Here is a 17,249-nt window from a genome sequence, read left to right on the forward strand (position 1 = left end):
ATGCTAGGGTGGTCGCCATCGTGCAGCGGCAGACCGAAGGCATGATTGCTCCGCAGCGGGTGGCATCTGGCAGCGTGGCCACATCATCGCCCGCCACAGCGCCCAGCCCAAGGCCACGCCGCGTGAGCGGGCTGTTGATGGCGGCGCAGATCATCGACATCTCCGGCTTCGATCCTGCCAAGGCACCAAAACCGATTTTTGAGCGTGCCAAGACCGCCACGCCGCTCCTGAAACTGCGCAGCGGGCGCAGCAGTCAGATCCTGAGCAAAGCAAAGCTCATCTCGCCAACCCCCGAGAACTGCGCCGCAGTTGAACGTATCGCCGATATTCTGGGGGGTGACGCCGGGAGTGCCGCTGCGTGAGAAGCCTTCTGAGCGGCCCACCACAACGCGTCTGCGGTGCGGTGGGCCGCGAAGCGGGCATCTGATCTACACGACATTCAGTCTATATTTCGCACGCAGTCATCCGTTGCAATTTGTCGGGATGGGGCGGCTTTTTCTGAATTGCTGTTCGGGGGGATCACGGTGGCCACATCAAGACGTCTATCGTCAGTGTTCAGGTGTCGTCATCCGGGTCGCGCACGATCACTACCGGCTCATCATGTATTTGGGATTCGTCCATGAATGTGACGCGCATCCCCCATCCTGCGAACGGCCGGATCAATTGCAGGAACGCCTCTGCATCCAGCTCCTTGTCGTCGATAAAAATGACAAGATTGCCGTCTTCGGTATTTGACACCTCACATTTAAGGACGTGGCCACGTGCTGACCATTGTTGAAAATCCTCCAGCCATTCAATTTGCGGCCGTCCTTTCGGGATTTCAATTGGACGATTCGCCGGGTCGGCAATGCTCGCCTCTTGTGCGGCAACGATATCATTGTACACGTCAAGGATTTCGTGATCCGTTAGAGTATTGATCTCGGGGCCCAGCGTCAGATTCACTGTACCATAGGCAGGATCTGCGAACTCGATGATCGCAACCTCCCCGTCTCGCGAAATGTGCACCTGATCGATCGAGGACTGTGGTGGACGTCGAAAGCGCAAGATGGGTCTCCAATCGAATGAGAGGTTATGTGGTCACGACTTTGGCGCAATCGTGTTCCATGTTCGCGCAGGTGGCTCCGACATCCGCATTCATAAGGTCAGCCTTGCACGAACATCCTCAAAATCAGGGTCTTCGGCATATAGACGCTCGAATTCGCGCCGTGCCTGCGCCTTGCGGCCAACCTGATCATAAAGCACCGCCCGGTCATAGCGAATCTGATGCAACAAGCCCTCAGGCCGGTCCTTCCGGCGACGGTTGGCAAGTGTGAACACGTCGATCGCAGCATCGGGCATTCCCAGCGCCGCAAGTGCGCGGCCGCGATAAAGCAGGATCGCTGTATCGACGGGTGTTTCGTTTTCGACATGCACAGTGGCACGCACCACGCGGTCCATCAGCGCGCGGTCATCCGGGCTGTCGAGCGCCAGCTCTGCGAAAGAGAGCAGTACCACCGGATCAGTCGCATCAATTTCCATCAGCCGCTCAATATGCGCCATCGCGTCGGCATGGCGGCCCTCAAGCTGCGCGATTTCCACCAGCGCCAGCCGAGTGCCGCGTTCACGCGGGAAGACATGGGCGAAGATGTCGGATGTGATCGGAAGGCTGGCCTGTGCGGCAATCTCATATTTGGCAAACAGCGTGCCGAGATCACCGAGACGGGCCAACGCGCGCTCGAAATGTGCTCTGGCAAGGTCCAATTCTTCTCGCCGCAGGCGGATCATCCCAGCCATCCAGGCGGCATCTGGCAGATCGCCTGCCTCTTCGAGTGCAGCCAGCGCGGCATCCTGATCACCGTCATTCAGCGCGCGGACGCCGTCGATAAAGCGCTTTTCCTCCGCCGGGGTCATCAGGCGCTGGAAGAACCCCAGCTTCAGCCGATCGCGCTGCGGCACCGATGGCGCAGGGGCCGCCCCACCGCGCCCGGCGCGCTTACGGTCATGGACGGTGTAGAACAGCCCCGTCCCCGGCAGACCCGCTGTCGCCCGATTGCCGCGCGGGCTGATCGTGTATTTCGCGCCACGTGGCCCGAAGGACAGCGACGCGTTCGATTTCGACAGGTTGAGTGTGACACCGGGGGCCAGACGAACGCGCCGCCAGAAACGAAAAGCCAATTACACCCCCCCTGATCGCTGGACGAGTTTCGCCTGAGTGGGGTCGTAGACGAAACCGGCAATGGTACCGTCCTTGATTTTCTCGACAGCATCGTTGATCGCGAAGAGCGGCACCAAAAACCATTCCGTTGGGGCCACAGGCCGCCCGAAACGGTCCATGATCTCGATATCGAGCCGTGCTGGTTCAAAGATGCGATGGATCAGGTTTTCCAGGCGGGTGCGGTTGATGTTGTAGAGCTCATAGGTCGCAACAATCTCGACATTGGCCATTAGATATGTCGCGTGCGTCGCGGCTCCGGATATACGCTTTTCTACGTTCATACCGGTAACACCAATCTTGTGAACGAGGTCTCGATTTGCCGAAACAAGGGGATGGTCTGACTTGCTTCGAAGCACATAGATTGTTCCACTCGCCTCATCACCATCAATGGTTTCATCCGAGAAAAGAGGGCCGGCATCAGGCTCGGTTATTCGACGTCCGGTCTCGTCCTTGGTCAAGGCCCGCTGAAGCGATCGCATCAGCATGTTGCTCTCGGTACCATTGTCAAAAATCACCCGCAGGCGCGCATCTCGATCCCCGTATTCCTGCGTGAACACTTCACCCACCGAAGCGATATATGCCTTCTGACCCCCAAGAATGAAGAATTTGCCTTTTTCGATTTCAGACTTGCGTTCAAAAGGTCGGGTCTCACGCAACCGGCTATTCAGCTCTTTCTGCACCTGTTCAAACAGGGGTTTGAATGTTGCGAAATCTTCACACCGATCGCGGCTCGCGATTTCATCAGCCGCCTTCTTTTCTGCCGTCGATCGGACATGCTTCAATTCTGTGATTGCAGGCGCTTCAACCTCGATCCCGAGCGCGTCCAGAAGCGCTTCGTCATCCATCTCCTCGGCATCACTGGCTTGCGTCATTGGCGTTCCAGTCAGCAGTCCCTGATGATCCATTGGCTCAATCAGGTCGCGGCATTCCTGTAACTCGCTGATCCGGTCAAGGCGGACTGCATACAGGCGCTCGAAGATGTCGCGATCCTCGCCATGCTGCGGACGGCGGCCGTGCTCATCGACAAAACGCTGAATTTCTTCAAAGCCTGCTATTATCCGCTCTTCGCGCGGGGTGCGGGAGACTTGCTTCTTCGTCTCGACCTCGACGCCCAGCTCGGCCAGTAATGCGTCATCTTCATCCGTGAAGCCGTTAGCCATTGGCGGCCTCCTGTTTCATGCGCACAAGATAGGCCACCCCTTCGGCCATTTTCTTCTCCCATGGGTCCGCCGATGTGATCGACGGCAATCGCCCGCGTTCCTGCTTGAATGCCGCCGCACGTTTGGCCAGCGCGCGCGCCTCCTCAGGTGTCAGCTGCACTTTCTTCGCAGTAATCACCGCAGCAACTTGCCTCAGGCTTTCCTCGCTCATCGTCTTCGCGAGGATCGCATAGGCTTCCCCGAATGGGTTGATCCGGTCGATCAGATCGATATCCAGCTCGCGCACATCCATGGCGAATTTGCGCACCCCGTCGATCAGCGCTGTGTTGGCCGATACTTCGCCATCCTCACCGCCTGTCAGCGCGATTTCCTTGGCCTTCTGGGTCAGGTTCAGCGCAGCCACGGCATGTTGGCGCACCGCCTCCTGATCCTCGGTATCCAGTTCGGGAAACCGCGCGGCGACGATCTTTCCCATGCGCACCTGCGTCAGCTCTTCAGGGACCAGTTCTTCATCAAACAGTCCCCGCTCGATCGTGGTCTTGTCCTGAACAAAAGCCGTGATCACCTCGTTCAGATCTTCCTGGCAGATGCGCTTGGCCTCTTTGCTCTTGGGTTCGACCAGCCCCTTGATCTCGATCTGGAACTGCCCGCTGGCCTCGTTGAAGCCGACGTTCTCCTTGCCCGGATCATAGCCGCCCTCGCCGTAATCGAACCCTTCGACAGGGCCGCTTTTCACAGTCTTGGGTGTAAAGTTGAAACGCGGGGCCAGCACCTGTTCCATCAGCAGGCTCGCTGCGATCGCTTTCAGCGTATCGTTCACAGCCTCGGTCACTGCTTCAGCTGCGGCGTCAGGCTCGGCGATCAGGTTGGTGAAGCGCGCGCGCGTCTTGCCCTCGGCATCGCGGGTGGCGCGGCCGATGATCTGCACGATCTCGGTCAGGCTGGCGCGGTAGCCGACCGTCAGGGCGTGTTCGCACCAGATCCAGTCGAACCCTTCCTTCGCCATGCCCAGAGCGATGATGATGTCGACATGATCGCGGTTGTTCTTCTGCGCGGGGTCCTTCAGCGCGGCGGAAACCTTGTCGCGCTTGGCCGGTTCATCATCCACCAGATCGGCGATGCGCAGCACACGCCCCTCGGGCGTCTTGACCAGCTGAAACCCGGTGGCGGGGTCGGTGCCCTGCCAGTCGCCGAGAGCATCAATGATGTGCTCGACCTCGCGGTGCTTGTCCTTCGTGCTCTCGCGCGAGTTGACGTTCGGGATGTGCAGGATCGTCTTCTCGGTCGGGTCCAGCACCTTGAGGATGTCATCCGCATAGGACCCGGAATAGAAGAAATAGCCGATATCGAGCGACTTGAGGTATCTGTAGCCGTTCAGCTGCTCGTAATAGGTGTAGGTGACCGTGTCGAACCGCGCCTCGTCCTCGGGCGACAGAACGGCTTCGGCATCGCCGCGGAAATAGGATCCGGTCATCGCCACCAGATGCACCTTGTCGCGTGCAACCAGCGCGCCCAGATGCGTTCCCAGCTTGTTGTCGGGGTTGGCCGAGACGTGGTGGAATTCGTCCACCGCGATCAGCCGGTCGTCAAAGGCCTCGATCCCGAACTTGTCGACGGCAAAGCGGAAAGTCGCGTGGGTGCAGACCAGGACCTTGTCGTCGCTCCCCAGGAACTTGCCAACAGCGCCGACCTTGCCATCATCCCCGCCCGGCGCGTTGCACAGGTTCCATTGCGGCTTCACCTCCCAATCTGCCCAGAAACCAAATTTGCTCAGCGGCTCGTCGTTGAAGCTGGACCCGATGGATTTCTCCGGCACCACGACGATGGCCTGACGCAGGCCCTGATTGTGCAGCTTGTCGAGCGCGATGAACATAAGCGCACGGCTCTTACCCGAGGCCGGGGGCGACTTGATCAGCAGGTATTGCTCGCCGCGCTTCTCATAAGCGCGCTCCTGCATCGCCCGCATGCCCAACTCGTTCGACTTGGTCGAGCTGCCATTGGCGGCGTATTTGACGGAGACGGAGGGAACACCTTTGGTCATATTGCGTTCTTTCTTTTGAGTGCGGAATCCTTCGCTTTGGGGCAGGAAATCAAAACCCGATCAAGTAGCGATACCACAACCTGTCTGTCGCAACAGTATGATTTATATGCATTTTCCAATTTATGCCCTCCAGCCCACATACGCACAATCAAAACCCGATCAAATGTTGTCCCTATCACGCCCACGACGGAACATAGCCAGCACGAGGGCGTTCAGCATCCGCAGGACGGATCAGACCAGAATCCAGCGTTGCGCGAATAACCCGTGACGCCTGTGCAGCGTTCTGGTCGTCGATGCCAAGCCGCTCCCGAAGTGTCGCGTTCGTCATCTTCTGACCGCCTACGTATTTGAGCGCGGCATGTTGGTAACACGCTCGCATGGCTTCTTCCGGTGTCATGTCCGCAAATCGGCGTGGTGCAAACAGAACCACGCGCACGGCGTCTCCCTCCATGCGGAAATCCGGTGGTGGCAACTGGTGTAGCTCAACTGCCGAGATCACCTTGTCGATGCCGGTGCCTTGTTCTTCGCAAAGCTTCATCCGCCGCATCAACGACGCAAGGGCTTCATTTCGGGAACGCGGGGGCGAGTCCAAAAACCGATCTGGACTGACAAGGGGGGCGCCTGGATTCGTGATCTCCATTCTGTCACTGAATAACTCGATTAGTGGCCCGGCGCCGGTAATTGTCATGTCCTGATGTATCAGCGCATTAGCAATCAACTCGCGGATCGCTATCGACGGGTAAAGTGGTCGCTCCTCGCGGAATGCTTTTCCGATCAGTTCGTTGCGAGGCAGAAGGCCGTCGATGTAATCCACCAGCCCTTGAAATCCCGCTGCATAGCCGCGCTGGCCATCTTGGCGGTGGTTCACAGCATCAGCTCGTCCGGTGCCAGCATAAGCTACGAACCGGACGCCTTTGCGTTCTACTGATGGACCGAAGTCCGCAAGCTTTTTTGCAAACAGGATCGCGCCTAGATTGGTGATGTTCCACCGGTCGCCGACATCCTTCTGAATCAGGCGGTCCGCGAACAACTTATCGAAGATTCCTTTCCGGTTATCTGGCAAAGGCTGTGCGGTAAGATCGAAGTAGTTGGCATAGTTCAAACACGCCAGAACGTCGTCGCCAGTCAGAAACTGCGCCGCCACCCCTGTCTCCCAGGCATAGGGTTGCAGCTTGGCCCAGAGGGCGCGCAGCCGTTCGGGATGGTCGGACAGGCGCGGCGTGGCGCTGCCGATGCGCAAATAGGCTGTGCGGTCGAACTCTACCGGGGCAGTCGCGGCGGCAGGGATGGTCAGCAGGATCAGGCGCCCCCCATCGTGATCGACCTCTTCGAAACGAAACTCGATGCTCGGCGACAGGTGGTTCGCAATCCACAATTCCAGCGGCTGCCCCTTTTCCTTCTTTACTGTCGGCTCAAAAATCGTGCCGACAGCCGCATGATCGCCGTCTCGCACCCCCCAGACCACATAGGCGAAATGCTGATCGGCGAGCCGTGCAGCGTTGGACAAGGCCGAGATCAACTTGCCGATCAATGGTCCGTCGGCATTGTTTTCCTTGAACTCGATCCAGGTGGTTTCCGCTGGTTTGGCGCGCAGATCGTCCACCAGTTTGCGGGTGCGTTCCGCGCTCATGACAGGGTCAAGGGTCATCGTATGTTCACTTTCTGACCCATCACACCCGACTGGCGCTTCGCGTACGCGCGTTCCTGCATCGCCCGCATGCCCAGCTCGTTCGCCCTGGTCGAGCTGCCATTGGCGGCGTATTTGACGGAGACGGAGGGGACTGGATCGGTAATGCTTTTGGTCATATTTTCCCTCTGACTTTCTCATTTTCTTTCGACAAAACAGCCTGCACATCAGATAGTGAGTTCGCTAGAACTTCAGACCCCGACATTACGCGGCGAGCCTCCTTTAGAAACTCTGCATCCAATAAAGAGAGTAGAAGCGGGATCGCTCCCACTTTTCTAGATTTCGCCAATTCTATATGTTCTGGGGAAATCACCCCCTCAACAAGGGATATTATGTGATCTGTGCGCCAGTCACGATAGCGGTGGTCATTGAGTGATTTGTTATTAATATAAACGAGTCGCGCATATACCCCGCCAACTACCGAAAAAATTTGGTACAGCTTATCCCCCGAATATAGTGCATATTTGTAATCTCTTAGTACATTTATACGATCAAACTTCGAGGACGTCACGCCCTCTTCAGAATATGCCTTAATCGGATCAAGAAATTTATTTCCTCTGTTTCCGCCTTCTATTGCATCTTTCATTTCTTGATCAGTAATTATTGAGTAGAATAGAATGATTTCTGAAAATTCAGATTTCATCTCGAGTATTGCATCCCACATTTTTTCAATCGACGAAATCGTCTTTGACCTCAACTCAGACTGACTGTGCGAAATATACTCAACTGAGCTCTTCAACGAAGAGTATTCAGCATTGAGAGATGCTTTGGTTTTCTCAAGATCTTTATTTATAAGGAATCTGATCCAGTTCTCCCCAAAAAACTTGAATAGAGCAAAGGCAACAACTGCTCCACCGCCACCTGCGGCGAGAAATTGAACAATCCACTCAGGTAGTTCCATCAGTACGCCTCCTTATTGGTGGACACCTTCGTCGTCATCTTCGTGTACATCTCGAACAGTTTTTCCAGCCGTTCGGTGTCGTTGCGGAAGCGGCGGCCGATGTAGATGCGTTCCAGCACCTCGTCGTTGTGGTCATGCGCGGCGCGTAGGTTGGCAGGCATTTTTTCGGGGTCGTAGAGGTCGGCGATGGTGGCGGGGAAATGCGCCTCGCGGGCCAGAAGGATGCCTTCGGCCGCCGCTGTCAGGTCGGCGCGGTTCTTTTCGGTCAGTTTGGGGACGGGGAATGTGTTCCAGCCCATGGTGTTGGAATAGCGGAAATCGGTTTTCATCTTGCCGCAGACCGTGGCGATCCAGACCAGATGCAGGCGCGAGGCGATCAGCGCCATGTTCCAGAGCGGGGCGTCGTAAAGCGCGAATGTTTCACTGGTCACTGTTGACCGCGCATCAATGATGCCGTTCGGCAAGTATGGGCGGTTTTCTGAAGATGTTCGAGGAACAGTAAGCGTCCAATAATTTCCGATGCGCATTTCGCGCATCTGATGGGCGCGACTTGCCATCTCATTCGCGCTTTTGTCGCGGCTGTTCAGTCGCATCTCGCGCACGCCTTCTATGCGTCGGCGAATTGTGTCGATGTTCATCGCTTCTTGCAGATGATCGTTCTCAATCCACAAGCAATAACGCTCCAGACCACGGATGAACTCCGCAGAACCATAAATCCGGCGGATGAATTTATCATGCTGTTCAGCGTTCAAACCAAGTGCCTGCACTTCGTCAGCGCTCAATAGCAAATGACCGCCGTCAACAGGCTTGTTCCCAAAGCTCATATTGGCGGTACCGTTCAACGGCCTGCTGGCTTTGTCTACGATCACATTCGGCGCAGCCACGAGATAGGCGTTGACGTTGTCCGCTTCTTTCAGAACTGAGCCACCATCATCACCCAATGAGAACAGCTTACGGTTAGGCCCCGCATGGTTTGAAATGGCTACAATCGCCACGGTCACGCCCGCGTTATGGCTGGCAAGGTTCGCCCATTTGAAACTGGTATGGGCAAAGGCAATCTCGTGCCCTGTCTTGAAGATCAGCGGCCAGAGGATCGGCACCTGCTGCCCCTGACAGATAGAGTTGGTGGACACGAAGGCCGACACGGTGGGCGTGTGCAGCCCATAATCGGCTGCCTTCATGAACCAGCCCGCGACATAGTCGAGCGACTTCCAGCTTTTCGTGCGCCCGTCGAAAATGCGCTGCAAATCCTCTTTCTGTTCCGTGCTTTGCCACGTTGATCCCAGATAAGGCGGGTTCCCGCAGATATAGGTCTCACCCCCCTCATTCGCGAAATCGATCTGCGCCTGATCCAGCGGCGACATAAACAGGTCATCGGCCTGAAACTTCACTCCCGTGCCCGTGGGCGGGCAGATGGACAGCCAGTCCAGCCGCAATGCGTTGCCGCAGGTGATCCAGTTCTGCGCGTCCAGCGGCAGGAACTCGGCCAGGGCCTCTTTCTGGCCGCGATAGGTCACGTCGCACTGGTATTCCGCGATGATCAGCGCCAGCCGCGCGATCTCGGCCGAGAAATCCCGCAGCTCGATCCCGCGATAGTTGGTCAGGGGAATCTCGGTGCGGCGTTGTGGTTCGCCCCGGCGCTTGTTGATCTCATATTCCAGCGCGCGCATTTCCTTGTAGGCGATGACAAGGAAGTTGCCCGACCCGCAGGCGGGATCGAAGACGCGGATCTTGGCCATGCGCGCGCGCAGATTGGCCAGCTTGCGCGCGTTATCGCCCGCCGCCTCCAGCTCTCCGCGCAGGTCATCGAGGAAGAGCGGGTTCAGCACCTTCAGGATGTTCGGCACCGAAGTGTAGTGCATGCCGAGGACCGAGCGTTCCTCTTCATCCGCGACGGCCTGGATCATCGAGCCGAAGATGTCTGGATTGATCTGCGTCCAGTCGAGGCTGCCGATATGGGACAGGTAGCGCTGCGCGATCTTGGAAAAGCGCGGCACCTCGGTACTGCCCGAGAATAGGCCGCCGTTGACATAGGGAAAGGCATCGGCCCAGCGGGGCAGCCTGGCCTCTGCCCGTTTCGGGATGGCCGTGTTCATGGCCCCGAAGATTTCGCCAATGACTTCGTGCGTGTTCGACCCGTCGCGGTTGGCCATCTGGTCGATGGTGGCGGTGAACAGGTTGTCGCTGACGAAGATGTCGGTGTCTTCGGCAAAGAAGCAGAAGATCAGCCTTGCCATGAAGTGGTTCATGTCATGGCGTTTTTCCGCGCTGCCCCAGTCGGGGTTGTCCTTGATCAGCTCGACATAGAGCCGGTTGAGACGGCTGGTCGCGCGGATGTCGAACGCGCTTTCGCGGATCTGTTTGACGGTGGAGATACCCGCGAGCGGCAGGAAGAACCCGAAATGGTCGGGGAAATCGGTGTAGCGGCAGGCGATGGTTTCGCCGGTGGTGATGTCCTCGGCCTCGAGATCGATGCCGTCGGTTGCCAGGATGAACTTCGCCTTGGTGCGTGTGGTGGTAGGGCTGTTGCGCAGTGCGCTGAGGGTTGCCGCGACGTCGCCCTGCGCGCAGGTTTTGAGGTGAATGTTGTTGGTCTGCAGAATACCGCCGATGTCGGATTTGTTCGACGCGCCGCTGCGCAGACGCTTGATCGTGGTGTCCTTATTGCCGAAGGCGATCAGGAAGGCATAGGGAAACTCGGCGGCGTCAAAAGGCTGCTCGGCAAGTTCGGAAACGGCTTGTTCGATTTCGACTGCGTTCAAGGTTCTACCCCGTTGTGTTTTTTTCTTGGGCCATCGGGGCGGCGCGCGGCCACATAAGCGCGCATGAACTCTCGTAGCACTTGCGCGGCAGGCTTATCTTCCGCTTGGCATGCCTTGAGAAACTGCTCTCGCAGGTCTCGGTCAATGCGTATGCGCAGGCCAGCGTCCTTCATTGTCGCTCAGTGTAGCCAACGGATACACATTTGTGTAGCATAATCTTGGCTTGTAAACATATCGACAAAGGGCATGCGTGCAGTATTTAAGTCTTTTGATCTGAATTAGAGTTCAAACGATTAAGCACATAGGACACTCCCGAGCGCGATCATCCCAAAGCTCACCGGCGTCAATTCCATACTCATCTCCCTGCCAACCGCGCTGATCGCGCCATGCGCGCATTGGCCCCAGCCGCGGCACTGCCACTGCTTGCAGGCGCCGGCCCCCGCGTTGCCCCACCCGCGCCGGGGCCCCCGGGCTGTACTGGCCCGGGCCGACCCATAAGTCCAGCCATGCGGGCGGCGGAGAGGGTGCCGAGGGCGGCCATCGGCCCGCTCATCGCAGAGGTCAGCTGAATATTGCCGGTGATCTGGCGCATGATCACGGGGATCAGGAATATCGCGAAGAATGCCATGATGATCATGGCAAAGAAGGGGATGGCCTGACCGAGGGTCGCGAGATCGCCGGAGTTCACATTGGTGGCCATCTGGTCGCTCATCGAGATGATGACCGAGAAGACGGCGGCGATCACGATGGGATAGAAGGCATAGCTGATGATCCCGGTCAGCCAGTTCTGGAAATAGTCCTTGGTGGCATTCAGGAGCGACATCGTGATCATGATCGGCGCGATGCTGACATAGAAGGTGATCATCAGCTTGGCGAAGACGATCATCAGACCGGCGGCAGCGCCCATGGCGGCAAGGATGATGAAGGCGATTGTCGCAAAAAACGCCCCGCCGACCCAGTTCATCGCGCTGCCGATATTGTTTGCTGTGTCGATCAGATTTGCGATGATACGGTCAAACTGCTCTGCAAAGTTGCTTGCGCTCCCGTCACCAGCACCACCCGCTGCCCCGACAATCACACCTGCAAGGTGTTCCGAGCCACCAACAATTGCGTTGGTTACCGAATTGAACTCTGCCCAGTTGCGGGCAAAAATTCCGACAAGTGCCAGCTTGACCCCCAGCATGACAGCTGTCCGCAGATCGATGGATTTGACCTGCAGCATTGCATTGAGTGCGACGAACACGACGGCCAGGGTTGCCATCGCCATGCCAATCGTGCCGACAGAGCCAAGCAAGGCCCCGAAGGCCGTCTCACCTGCAGTGGCGAGATAACCCTCAACAGAACCGACGATCCAGGAGACGATACCCATGCTCAGCGGTTGTGTTCGCGGCAGATAGCACGCGCTTTTGACACCTGTTGATGATGCTCTGCATGATAGGGTCGCACGGCTTCAAACAATTCTTGTCGGCCCAGCCCCGCATATCGCGCTTCAAAATCCGCGATGACATCGTCCCAATCGGGATAACGCAGCGCGCAGGCGCAATCTTCCTCAGTCACCACCGCCGTGGACCAACGGTGCTGATACATGGCGTTGACGAGGGCTCGCTCATTCGTCGTCGCGGGGTTCATCTCGACCAGCCAGTCGGGCCGACCGGGGACGATGCAGCCATTGACCTCGCGGTCGGGCTCGGCAGAGGTGTAGAACTCTGGCAGGGTCAAGTCTTGTGCCGCGCTGTCCGCAGGCGCGGGCGGCAGTTTATTCGGGTCGAGATCACGAAGATCCGGCACGGTCTGCGCGAGGGCGGGCATGGCAAAGGTCAGCGCAAGGCCGAGGAGGGCGTGTTTCATATCCGGGGGTCCTGTTCATCGGGAAGGGCGGGGAAATAGAATTGGGTGATGCCGCGCGCGCCGCTGGACCGGCCGGCCTGCACGATCACATCGATCGAATTGGCGATATAGGCGCACATATTGTCATAGGTGAGCGGCAGGTTGGATTTGAGCGCGGCGATGGCGAGGCGCGAGATGGCAAGCTGCGGGGTTTCGGCATGCAGCGTGGTAATCGAGCCGCCATGGCCGGTGTTGATGGCTTCCAGAAACGTCATGGCCTCGGCCCCGCGCACCTCGCCCACGATCAGCCGATCCGGGCGCATGCGCAGCGCGGATGTGAGCAGCGCATCGGTTGAGCGCAGGGGGTTTTCTCGTTCGGAGAGGAGGGTGACAGTGTTGGGCTGGGTGGGCAAAAGTTCTGCGGCTTCCTCGATGGTGATGATCCGCTCATGCGCGGGCACAAAGGAAATCAGCTTGCGCGCAAGCACGGTCTTGCCCGTCGAGGTGCCGCCCGCGACGATGAGGTTCAGCTTATGGGCAATGCAAAAGCGCGCGGCCGCATCGAGATCGCCTGTCGCGACCAGCGTCTTTAGCTCCCGCCCCAAAGCCGCGCGCTGCGCGCCGAGTGAGATTTCCTTGCCATGGAGGAATTTCAGCGCAATTGCCTCGAGCGGAATGCTGGAGAAAAACCGCATCGAGATCGAATGGCCGTGATCGACGACGGGCGGGGCCACGACCTGATAGCGCACCGCGCGCCCCTCATAGAGGACGGAGCCCGAAATAACGGGGCGGCTGCGCCCCAGCGTGCTGTTGCCGGTGGAGGCGATATTGCTCGCCAGATCCCCCATCTCAGTCTGTGTCAGGGTTTGCGCGCTCAGGCGCATGGCGCTGTCGCCTTGCAACTCGACCCAGACGCGGCCATCGGGGTTTACGCACAACTCCACGAGGCTCGGGTCCTTCACGATGGACCCCAGCCGTTCCATTTCCTGCGCGAAATAACTGTTATGCCCGTGGCCCGCCTGGGCCCCCATCAGCCCGTCCATCAGAATATCTCCAGATCGCGGTCGACCATCACTGTGACGCGCGCGCCCTGATCTATGGTGATGATGGGTGGCAGGCTGAGATACTCGCTGACCACAGAGCCAGTCGCATCGCGCAGATCGCCCGAGACGCGGGTGGCCCCATCGCGGGCCATGTCACTCTCCATCTCGCGTGCAGCCAGCGCCGGACCCGAGGAGAGAAGCGAGATCAGCGCGGCCGCGCCAAAACGCTCACCAAAGCGCCGGTTGACGCGGCCCGAGACGCCAGAGCGGCCGATCGCATCGCCGCCATAGGCCGAGATTGTGACAGTTTGATTGTCAGGCAGGATGATGCGCTCCCAGGCGACCATGGCGCGGTATTGCCCGATGCTGACATTGGCCGAATAGCGCCCGATCAAGCGGCTGCCGCGCGGAATCAGGATGCGCGTGCCGTCATAGGAATGCACATCCTGCGTCACCACTGCGCGAATGGGTCCCGGCAGGCTGGAATCTATCGCGGTCTCCAGCGAGGCCTGGATCACGCTGCCTTGGGTCACGGTATTGGCCGGATTGACGATGACGCTGGCGCGCTCGACGGGGGCAGGACGCCCGACGCTGCGCACGAACTCTTCATTGTCATCAAGACGGCTTGCGTCTTGCGCGCTCTCCGCTCCGCCTGATCCCCCGCGCCCGCCAATGGCGAGCATCGGCGAGTTGAGGCGCGCAAGGCGGGCTTCCTCGGCGGCCGCGCGGCGACGCTCCAGCTCTTCGCGCTCCAGATCGCGGGTATCGCCTGCGATCTGGGCGGGCGGTTGCGAGAGCCGTGCCATCTGCAACTCGCTTTCCAGCCGGGTGATTTCCCGGTTGCGTTCCAAGAGCTCGCGGTCGAGCCTGCGCGCGGCCTCTTGCGCCTCGCGCCCGGCCTGATCAGCAGCGGCCTGCATGTCGTGGATCTGGCGCTGCAGATCGGACAGCTCACTGGCGCGCCCGTCATCTGCTGGCGCGGGTGCGTCGCGCAGGGCGGCCAGTTCCGCCTGCATGGTCGCAAGTTGCTCCAGAAGCGCGGTCATCTCGCTTGGGGTCTCGGGCTCTGGCGCAGCGGCTGGTGCAGGCGCGGGTGGCGGGTCACGGCGCGCCATGTCCATATCGCCAAAGGCCGAACCGCCGATCTGGAAATCCTGCGCACTCTGGGTGGCCATGCGCGGGGTGGTCTCGGGACCGCTCAGGGCGAAGTAGACGCCAGCACCGACGACGGCGGCGGCACCAACTATCCCCAGAACAAGCAAAGGCGAATTGGGTTTTGCCGCCTTGGGCGCTGCAAAATCATCTTCGAGCGCCTTGAGGCGGGAGGAGAGGTCGGAGGGATCGCTCATTGCCGCGCTCCCAGATTGGCGATGGCGGTCTCGATCTGGCCCAGCCGCAAGACCCAATAGGGGCTGGTGCCGCTCACGCGGACCGTGCCATCGCGCTGGACCTGGCCGTTGGCGATGCGCTCCATCCCGTCCGAGATTGCGAAAATCGTGGGCATCTCGCGTGCGGTCGCAAAGCGGAAATAGGTGAAGGTGCCATCGTCCCAGACCTCTTCGGGCGTGATCGCGGTCATGGCATTGCCGCCATAGCGGGTGTTGATCACGCGTTGCTCGGGCACGCGCGCCCCGCGCTCGCGGGTCTGATCCGCAGGCACTGTGAAGCGCACGGAATAAAAGGCCGTGTTCCGGGATTCCTGGACCACGAAATAATAGGTCCGCCGGTTGGTGAAGACGGTGATGTTGGTGCGCGCGCCTGAGCGTTTGGGCTTGATGACAAAGGCGCGTCCCCCGGGGACCGCGTCGAAATCGAAGCTTTGTGTGTCACCGGCCACGACCGAGACGATCTCTTCGCCGCGCGGCAGCTCCACTGTGGTGACGCGCTCGAGCATAAGAACAAGGTTATAGACCTGCCCATCGACATAGATCGCATCGCGCACACGGGCATCATGCGGGCCAGCACGCGGGGTGATTTCGGCGGCCAGTGGTCCCATGAGGACCAAAAGGCCAAGGAATGTGCCGGCCGCGAGTTTTGTTGGCGCGCGCATCGGGGCGCCCAGTTTCCGGGGTGCAAATCTCATAGCAAAATCCTCACTCGAACCGGTCAGAGGTGATGGCGTATTCGCGGACCTTGAAGCCGAAGGGGTTGGCCCAGACATCGGCGATCTCGCGCAGTTCCGCAGGCTCGAACTCATAGGCCAGCGTGACGGTGAAATTCCCGATCTGGTCGCCCTCGTTTGAGCGCAGGCGTTTCCTGAGCCGGATCTGGGCGCGGTTGCCCGAGAGGGGGGCAATCGAGATGATCTCGACATCCATGCGGGCAGAGCCATAGCGGTTGGGCGGATAGTTCGGGTTGGCACTGCTCCAGAGGCTGCGCATGCTGGCCGCCGCATCGCCGCTGGAACGCTGCATGACCGAGCGCACGCGCAGATCATTGTCGAGCTGATTAAAAGTCTCGCGGTCGCGCACGTAAGAAAAAATCATGGAATCCGTGACCGCGCGCTCTTCATGCAACGAAATCGCGCGCACCTCCGCCCAGGGCACGGCGGCCCCGGTTGCCGTGTCAAAGGGTACCAGTTGGGGCGTGGGCATCTCATGCTTGAAGGCAACGACCATCATGCCAAGCCCCATCACGGCGCCAAAGCCTGTGGCGCTGAGCGCAATGATCTGCCAGAGCCGCTCGCGGCGCAGTGCGCCAAAGATCAGCTCTTCGGTGACGGTCTCGCCGATATCGGGGATTGCGGGCGCGCGGCGCGCAAACCCCCTCATGGCTGCACCCGCAAGGGCGGCATGGTCAGATCGGAAAACGCCTGTTCTTCGGCCTGCTGGGCGGCGGTTGAGACACCCGCCACGCCATCGGCCATGGTTTGTGCGGCCTGCAGCTCCAGCATCTGCAGCAGAATGATGCCAATCTCAGCCGTGACCAGCGTGTTGTGATCGACGGATTCCTTGATCCCTTGGGTATTGCCGATCTCGCCCACCATGATCTCGATACGCCGCACGCTTGTGTTCGAGCGCTCATGCGCGCTTTGCGCAGCCGCACTGGAAACGACCGCCGCAGAGGCTTGCTGGCCCAGCCGGCGCTCGCCCGTGACGTCGGATTGCGAGAGCTGCTGGACGATGGCGGGCGACAGACCCGTGTTGGTCAGCACACGCTCGACCGAGGCTGCCATATCCCCGCAGCCGCCCGAAAGCGCGCTCATCAGATCGCCTTGCGAGAGGCTGCTGACCACGCCGGTGAGGCTTTCAAAATTCTGCTGCAACAGGCAATCGAGATCGCCGCCCCTCAGGAGCGACATCGGGTTCTGGCTGGTCAGAATGCCGTAGATGTCCTGCATCTGGGTAAGCTGGTCGCCGAGCAGATTGACCTGTTCCAAAAGCGCGTCGAGCTGGTCGGTCTGAATGCCGAGATCATCGAGCATATGCTTGAGTTGCTGGACCTGGTTGGTCAGGCTTTGGGCATCGAATGTCGGCACGCCTTGGGCGAGAACAGCTGTGGGCGCGAGGGCTGTGAGGGGTGCAAGGGCAAGACCCAGTGCCGCTGCCAAAGCAAAACGGCTGGTTCGCACGCGTGCACTCACTCCGGATTTCGGACGGGCTGCGATCAGGGATGACATATACGCAGGGCGCAT

The 17,249-nt window shown here is 59.3% G+C and carries 16 protein-coding genes; 1 reads left to right on the top strand and 15 read right to left on the bottom strand.

The annotated features are described in order from the left end of the window. Window positions 1-137 precede the first annotated feature (137 nt). Window positions 138-362 (top strand): hypothetical protein, encoded by a 225-nt coding sequence (locus ACTZWY_RS12955; RefSeq protein ID WP_444791135.1) that lies wholly within the window; start codon window positions 138-140, stop codon window positions 360-362. A 193-nt stretch (window positions 363-555) separates the two neighbouring features. Here ACTZWY_RS12955 and ACTZWY_RS12960 read toward each other — a convergent pair whose 3' ends face one another. The 15 genes from ACTZWY_RS12960 to ACTZWY_RS13030 all read right to left on the bottom strand — a co-directional run bounded on the left by ACTZWY_RS12960 (window position 556) and on the right by ACTZWY_RS13030 (window position 17,249). Next, entirely contained in the window at window positions 556-1,044 is a 489-nt protein-coding gene (locus ACTZWY_RS12960; RefSeq protein ID WP_444791136.1) for a DUF7713 domain-containing protein, read from the bottom strand. A gap of 90 nt (window positions 1,045-1,134) precedes the next feature. Then, window positions 1,135-2,154 (bottom strand): DUF4236 domain-containing protein, encoded by a 1,020-nt coding sequence (locus ACTZWY_RS12965; protein ID WP_444791137.1) that lies wholly within the window; start codon window positions 2,152-2,154, stop codon window positions 1,135-1,137. Next, complete coding sequence (locus ACTZWY_RS12970) at window positions 2,155-3,354, bottom strand: GIY-YIG nuclease family protein (protein WP_444791138.1); 1,200 nt, start codon at window positions 3,352-3,354, stop codon at window positions 2,155-2,157. Continuing rightward, on the bottom strand, window positions 3,347-5,395 hold the full coding sequence (locus ACTZWY_RS12975) for a DEAD/DEAH box helicase (protein ID WP_444791139.1): 2,049 nt from the start codon (window positions 5,393-5,395) through the stop codon (window positions 3,347-3,349). Before ACTZWY_RS12975 ends, ACTZWY_RS12970 begins: the two co-directional genes overlap by 8 nt. Before the next feature lie 175 nt (window positions 5,396-5,570). Then, window positions 5,571-7,043, bottom strand: coding sequence for an ATP-binding protein (locus tag ACTZWY_RS12980; protein ID WP_444791140.1), 1,473 nt, complete (start codon window positions 7,041-7,043; stop codon window positions 5,571-5,573). After that, window positions 7,040-7,201, bottom strand: coding sequence for a hypothetical protein (locus ACTZWY_RS12985; RefSeq protein ID WP_444791141.1), 162 nt, complete (start codon window positions 7,199-7,201; stop codon window positions 7,040-7,042). The genes ACTZWY_RS12980 and ACTZWY_RS12985 overlap by 4 nt, the downstream gene beginning before the upstream one ends. After that, complete coding sequence (locus ACTZWY_RS12990) at window positions 7,198-7,983, bottom strand: hypothetical protein (protein WP_444791142.1); 786 nt, start codon at window positions 7,981-7,983, stop codon at window positions 7,198-7,200. Before ACTZWY_RS12990 ends, ACTZWY_RS12985 begins: the two co-directional genes overlap by 4 nt. After that, the gene (locus ACTZWY_RS12995; RefSeq protein ID WP_444791143.1) at window positions 7,983-10,745 is read right to left on the bottom strand and encodes a class I SAM-dependent DNA methyltransferase; all 2,763 of its coding nucleotides are present in this window, start codon (window positions 10,743-10,745) and stop codon (window positions 7,983-7,985) included. The genes ACTZWY_RS12990 and ACTZWY_RS12995 overlap by 1 nt, the downstream gene beginning before the upstream one ends. A gap of 355 nt (window positions 10,746-11,100) precedes the next feature. Beyond that, entirely contained in the window at window positions 11,101-12,114 is a 1,014-nt protein-coding gene (locus tag ACTZWY_RS13000; protein ID WP_444791144.1) for a type IV secretion system protein, read from the bottom strand. 2 nt (window positions 12,115-12,116) lie between these two features. Further along, on the bottom strand, window positions 12,117-12,593 hold the full coding sequence (locus ACTZWY_RS13005; RefSeq protein WP_444791145.1) for a hypothetical protein: 477 nt from the start codon (window positions 12,591-12,593) through the stop codon (window positions 12,117-12,119). Beyond that, window positions 12,590-13,615 (bottom strand): ATPase, T2SS/T4P/T4SS family, encoded by a 1,026-nt coding sequence (locus ACTZWY_RS13010; RefSeq protein ID WP_444791146.1) that lies wholly within the window; start codon window positions 13,613-13,615, stop codon window positions 12,590-12,592. Before ACTZWY_RS13010 ends, ACTZWY_RS13005 begins: the two co-directional genes overlap by 4 nt. Then, complete coding sequence (locus ACTZWY_RS13015) at window positions 13,615-14,964, bottom strand: TrbI/VirB10 family protein (RefSeq protein ID WP_444791147.1); 1,350 nt, start codon at window positions 14,962-14,964, stop codon at window positions 13,615-13,617. Before ACTZWY_RS13015 ends, ACTZWY_RS13010 begins: the two co-directional genes overlap by 1 nt. Then, the gene (locus ACTZWY_RS13020; RefSeq protein WP_444791148.1) at window positions 14,961-15,698 is read right to left on the bottom strand and encodes a TrbG/VirB9 family P-type conjugative transfer protein; all 738 of its coding nucleotides are present in this window, start codon (window positions 15,696-15,698) and stop codon (window positions 14,961-14,963) included. The genes ACTZWY_RS13015 and ACTZWY_RS13020 overlap by 4 nt, the downstream gene beginning before the upstream one ends. Before the next feature lie 10 nt (window positions 15,699-15,708). After that, the gene (locus tag ACTZWY_RS13025) at window positions 15,709-16,386 is read right to left on the bottom strand and encodes a virB8 family protein (protein ID WP_444791149.1); all 678 of its coding nucleotides are present in this window, start codon (window positions 16,384-16,386) and stop codon (window positions 15,709-15,711) included. Beyond that, window positions 16,383-17,249, bottom strand: a complete 867-nt coding sequence (locus tag ACTZWY_RS13030; protein WP_444791150.1) for a type IV secretion system protein — start codon at window positions 17,247-17,249, stop codon at window positions 16,383-16,385. Before ACTZWY_RS13030 ends, ACTZWY_RS13025 begins: the two co-directional genes overlap by 4 nt.

Origin of the sequence: Roseinatronobacter sp. NSM, assembly GCF_052379845.1 — a bacterium.
Lineage (GTDB): Bacteria > Pseudomonadota > Alphaproteobacteria > Rhodobacterales > Rhodobacteraceae > Roseinatronobacter.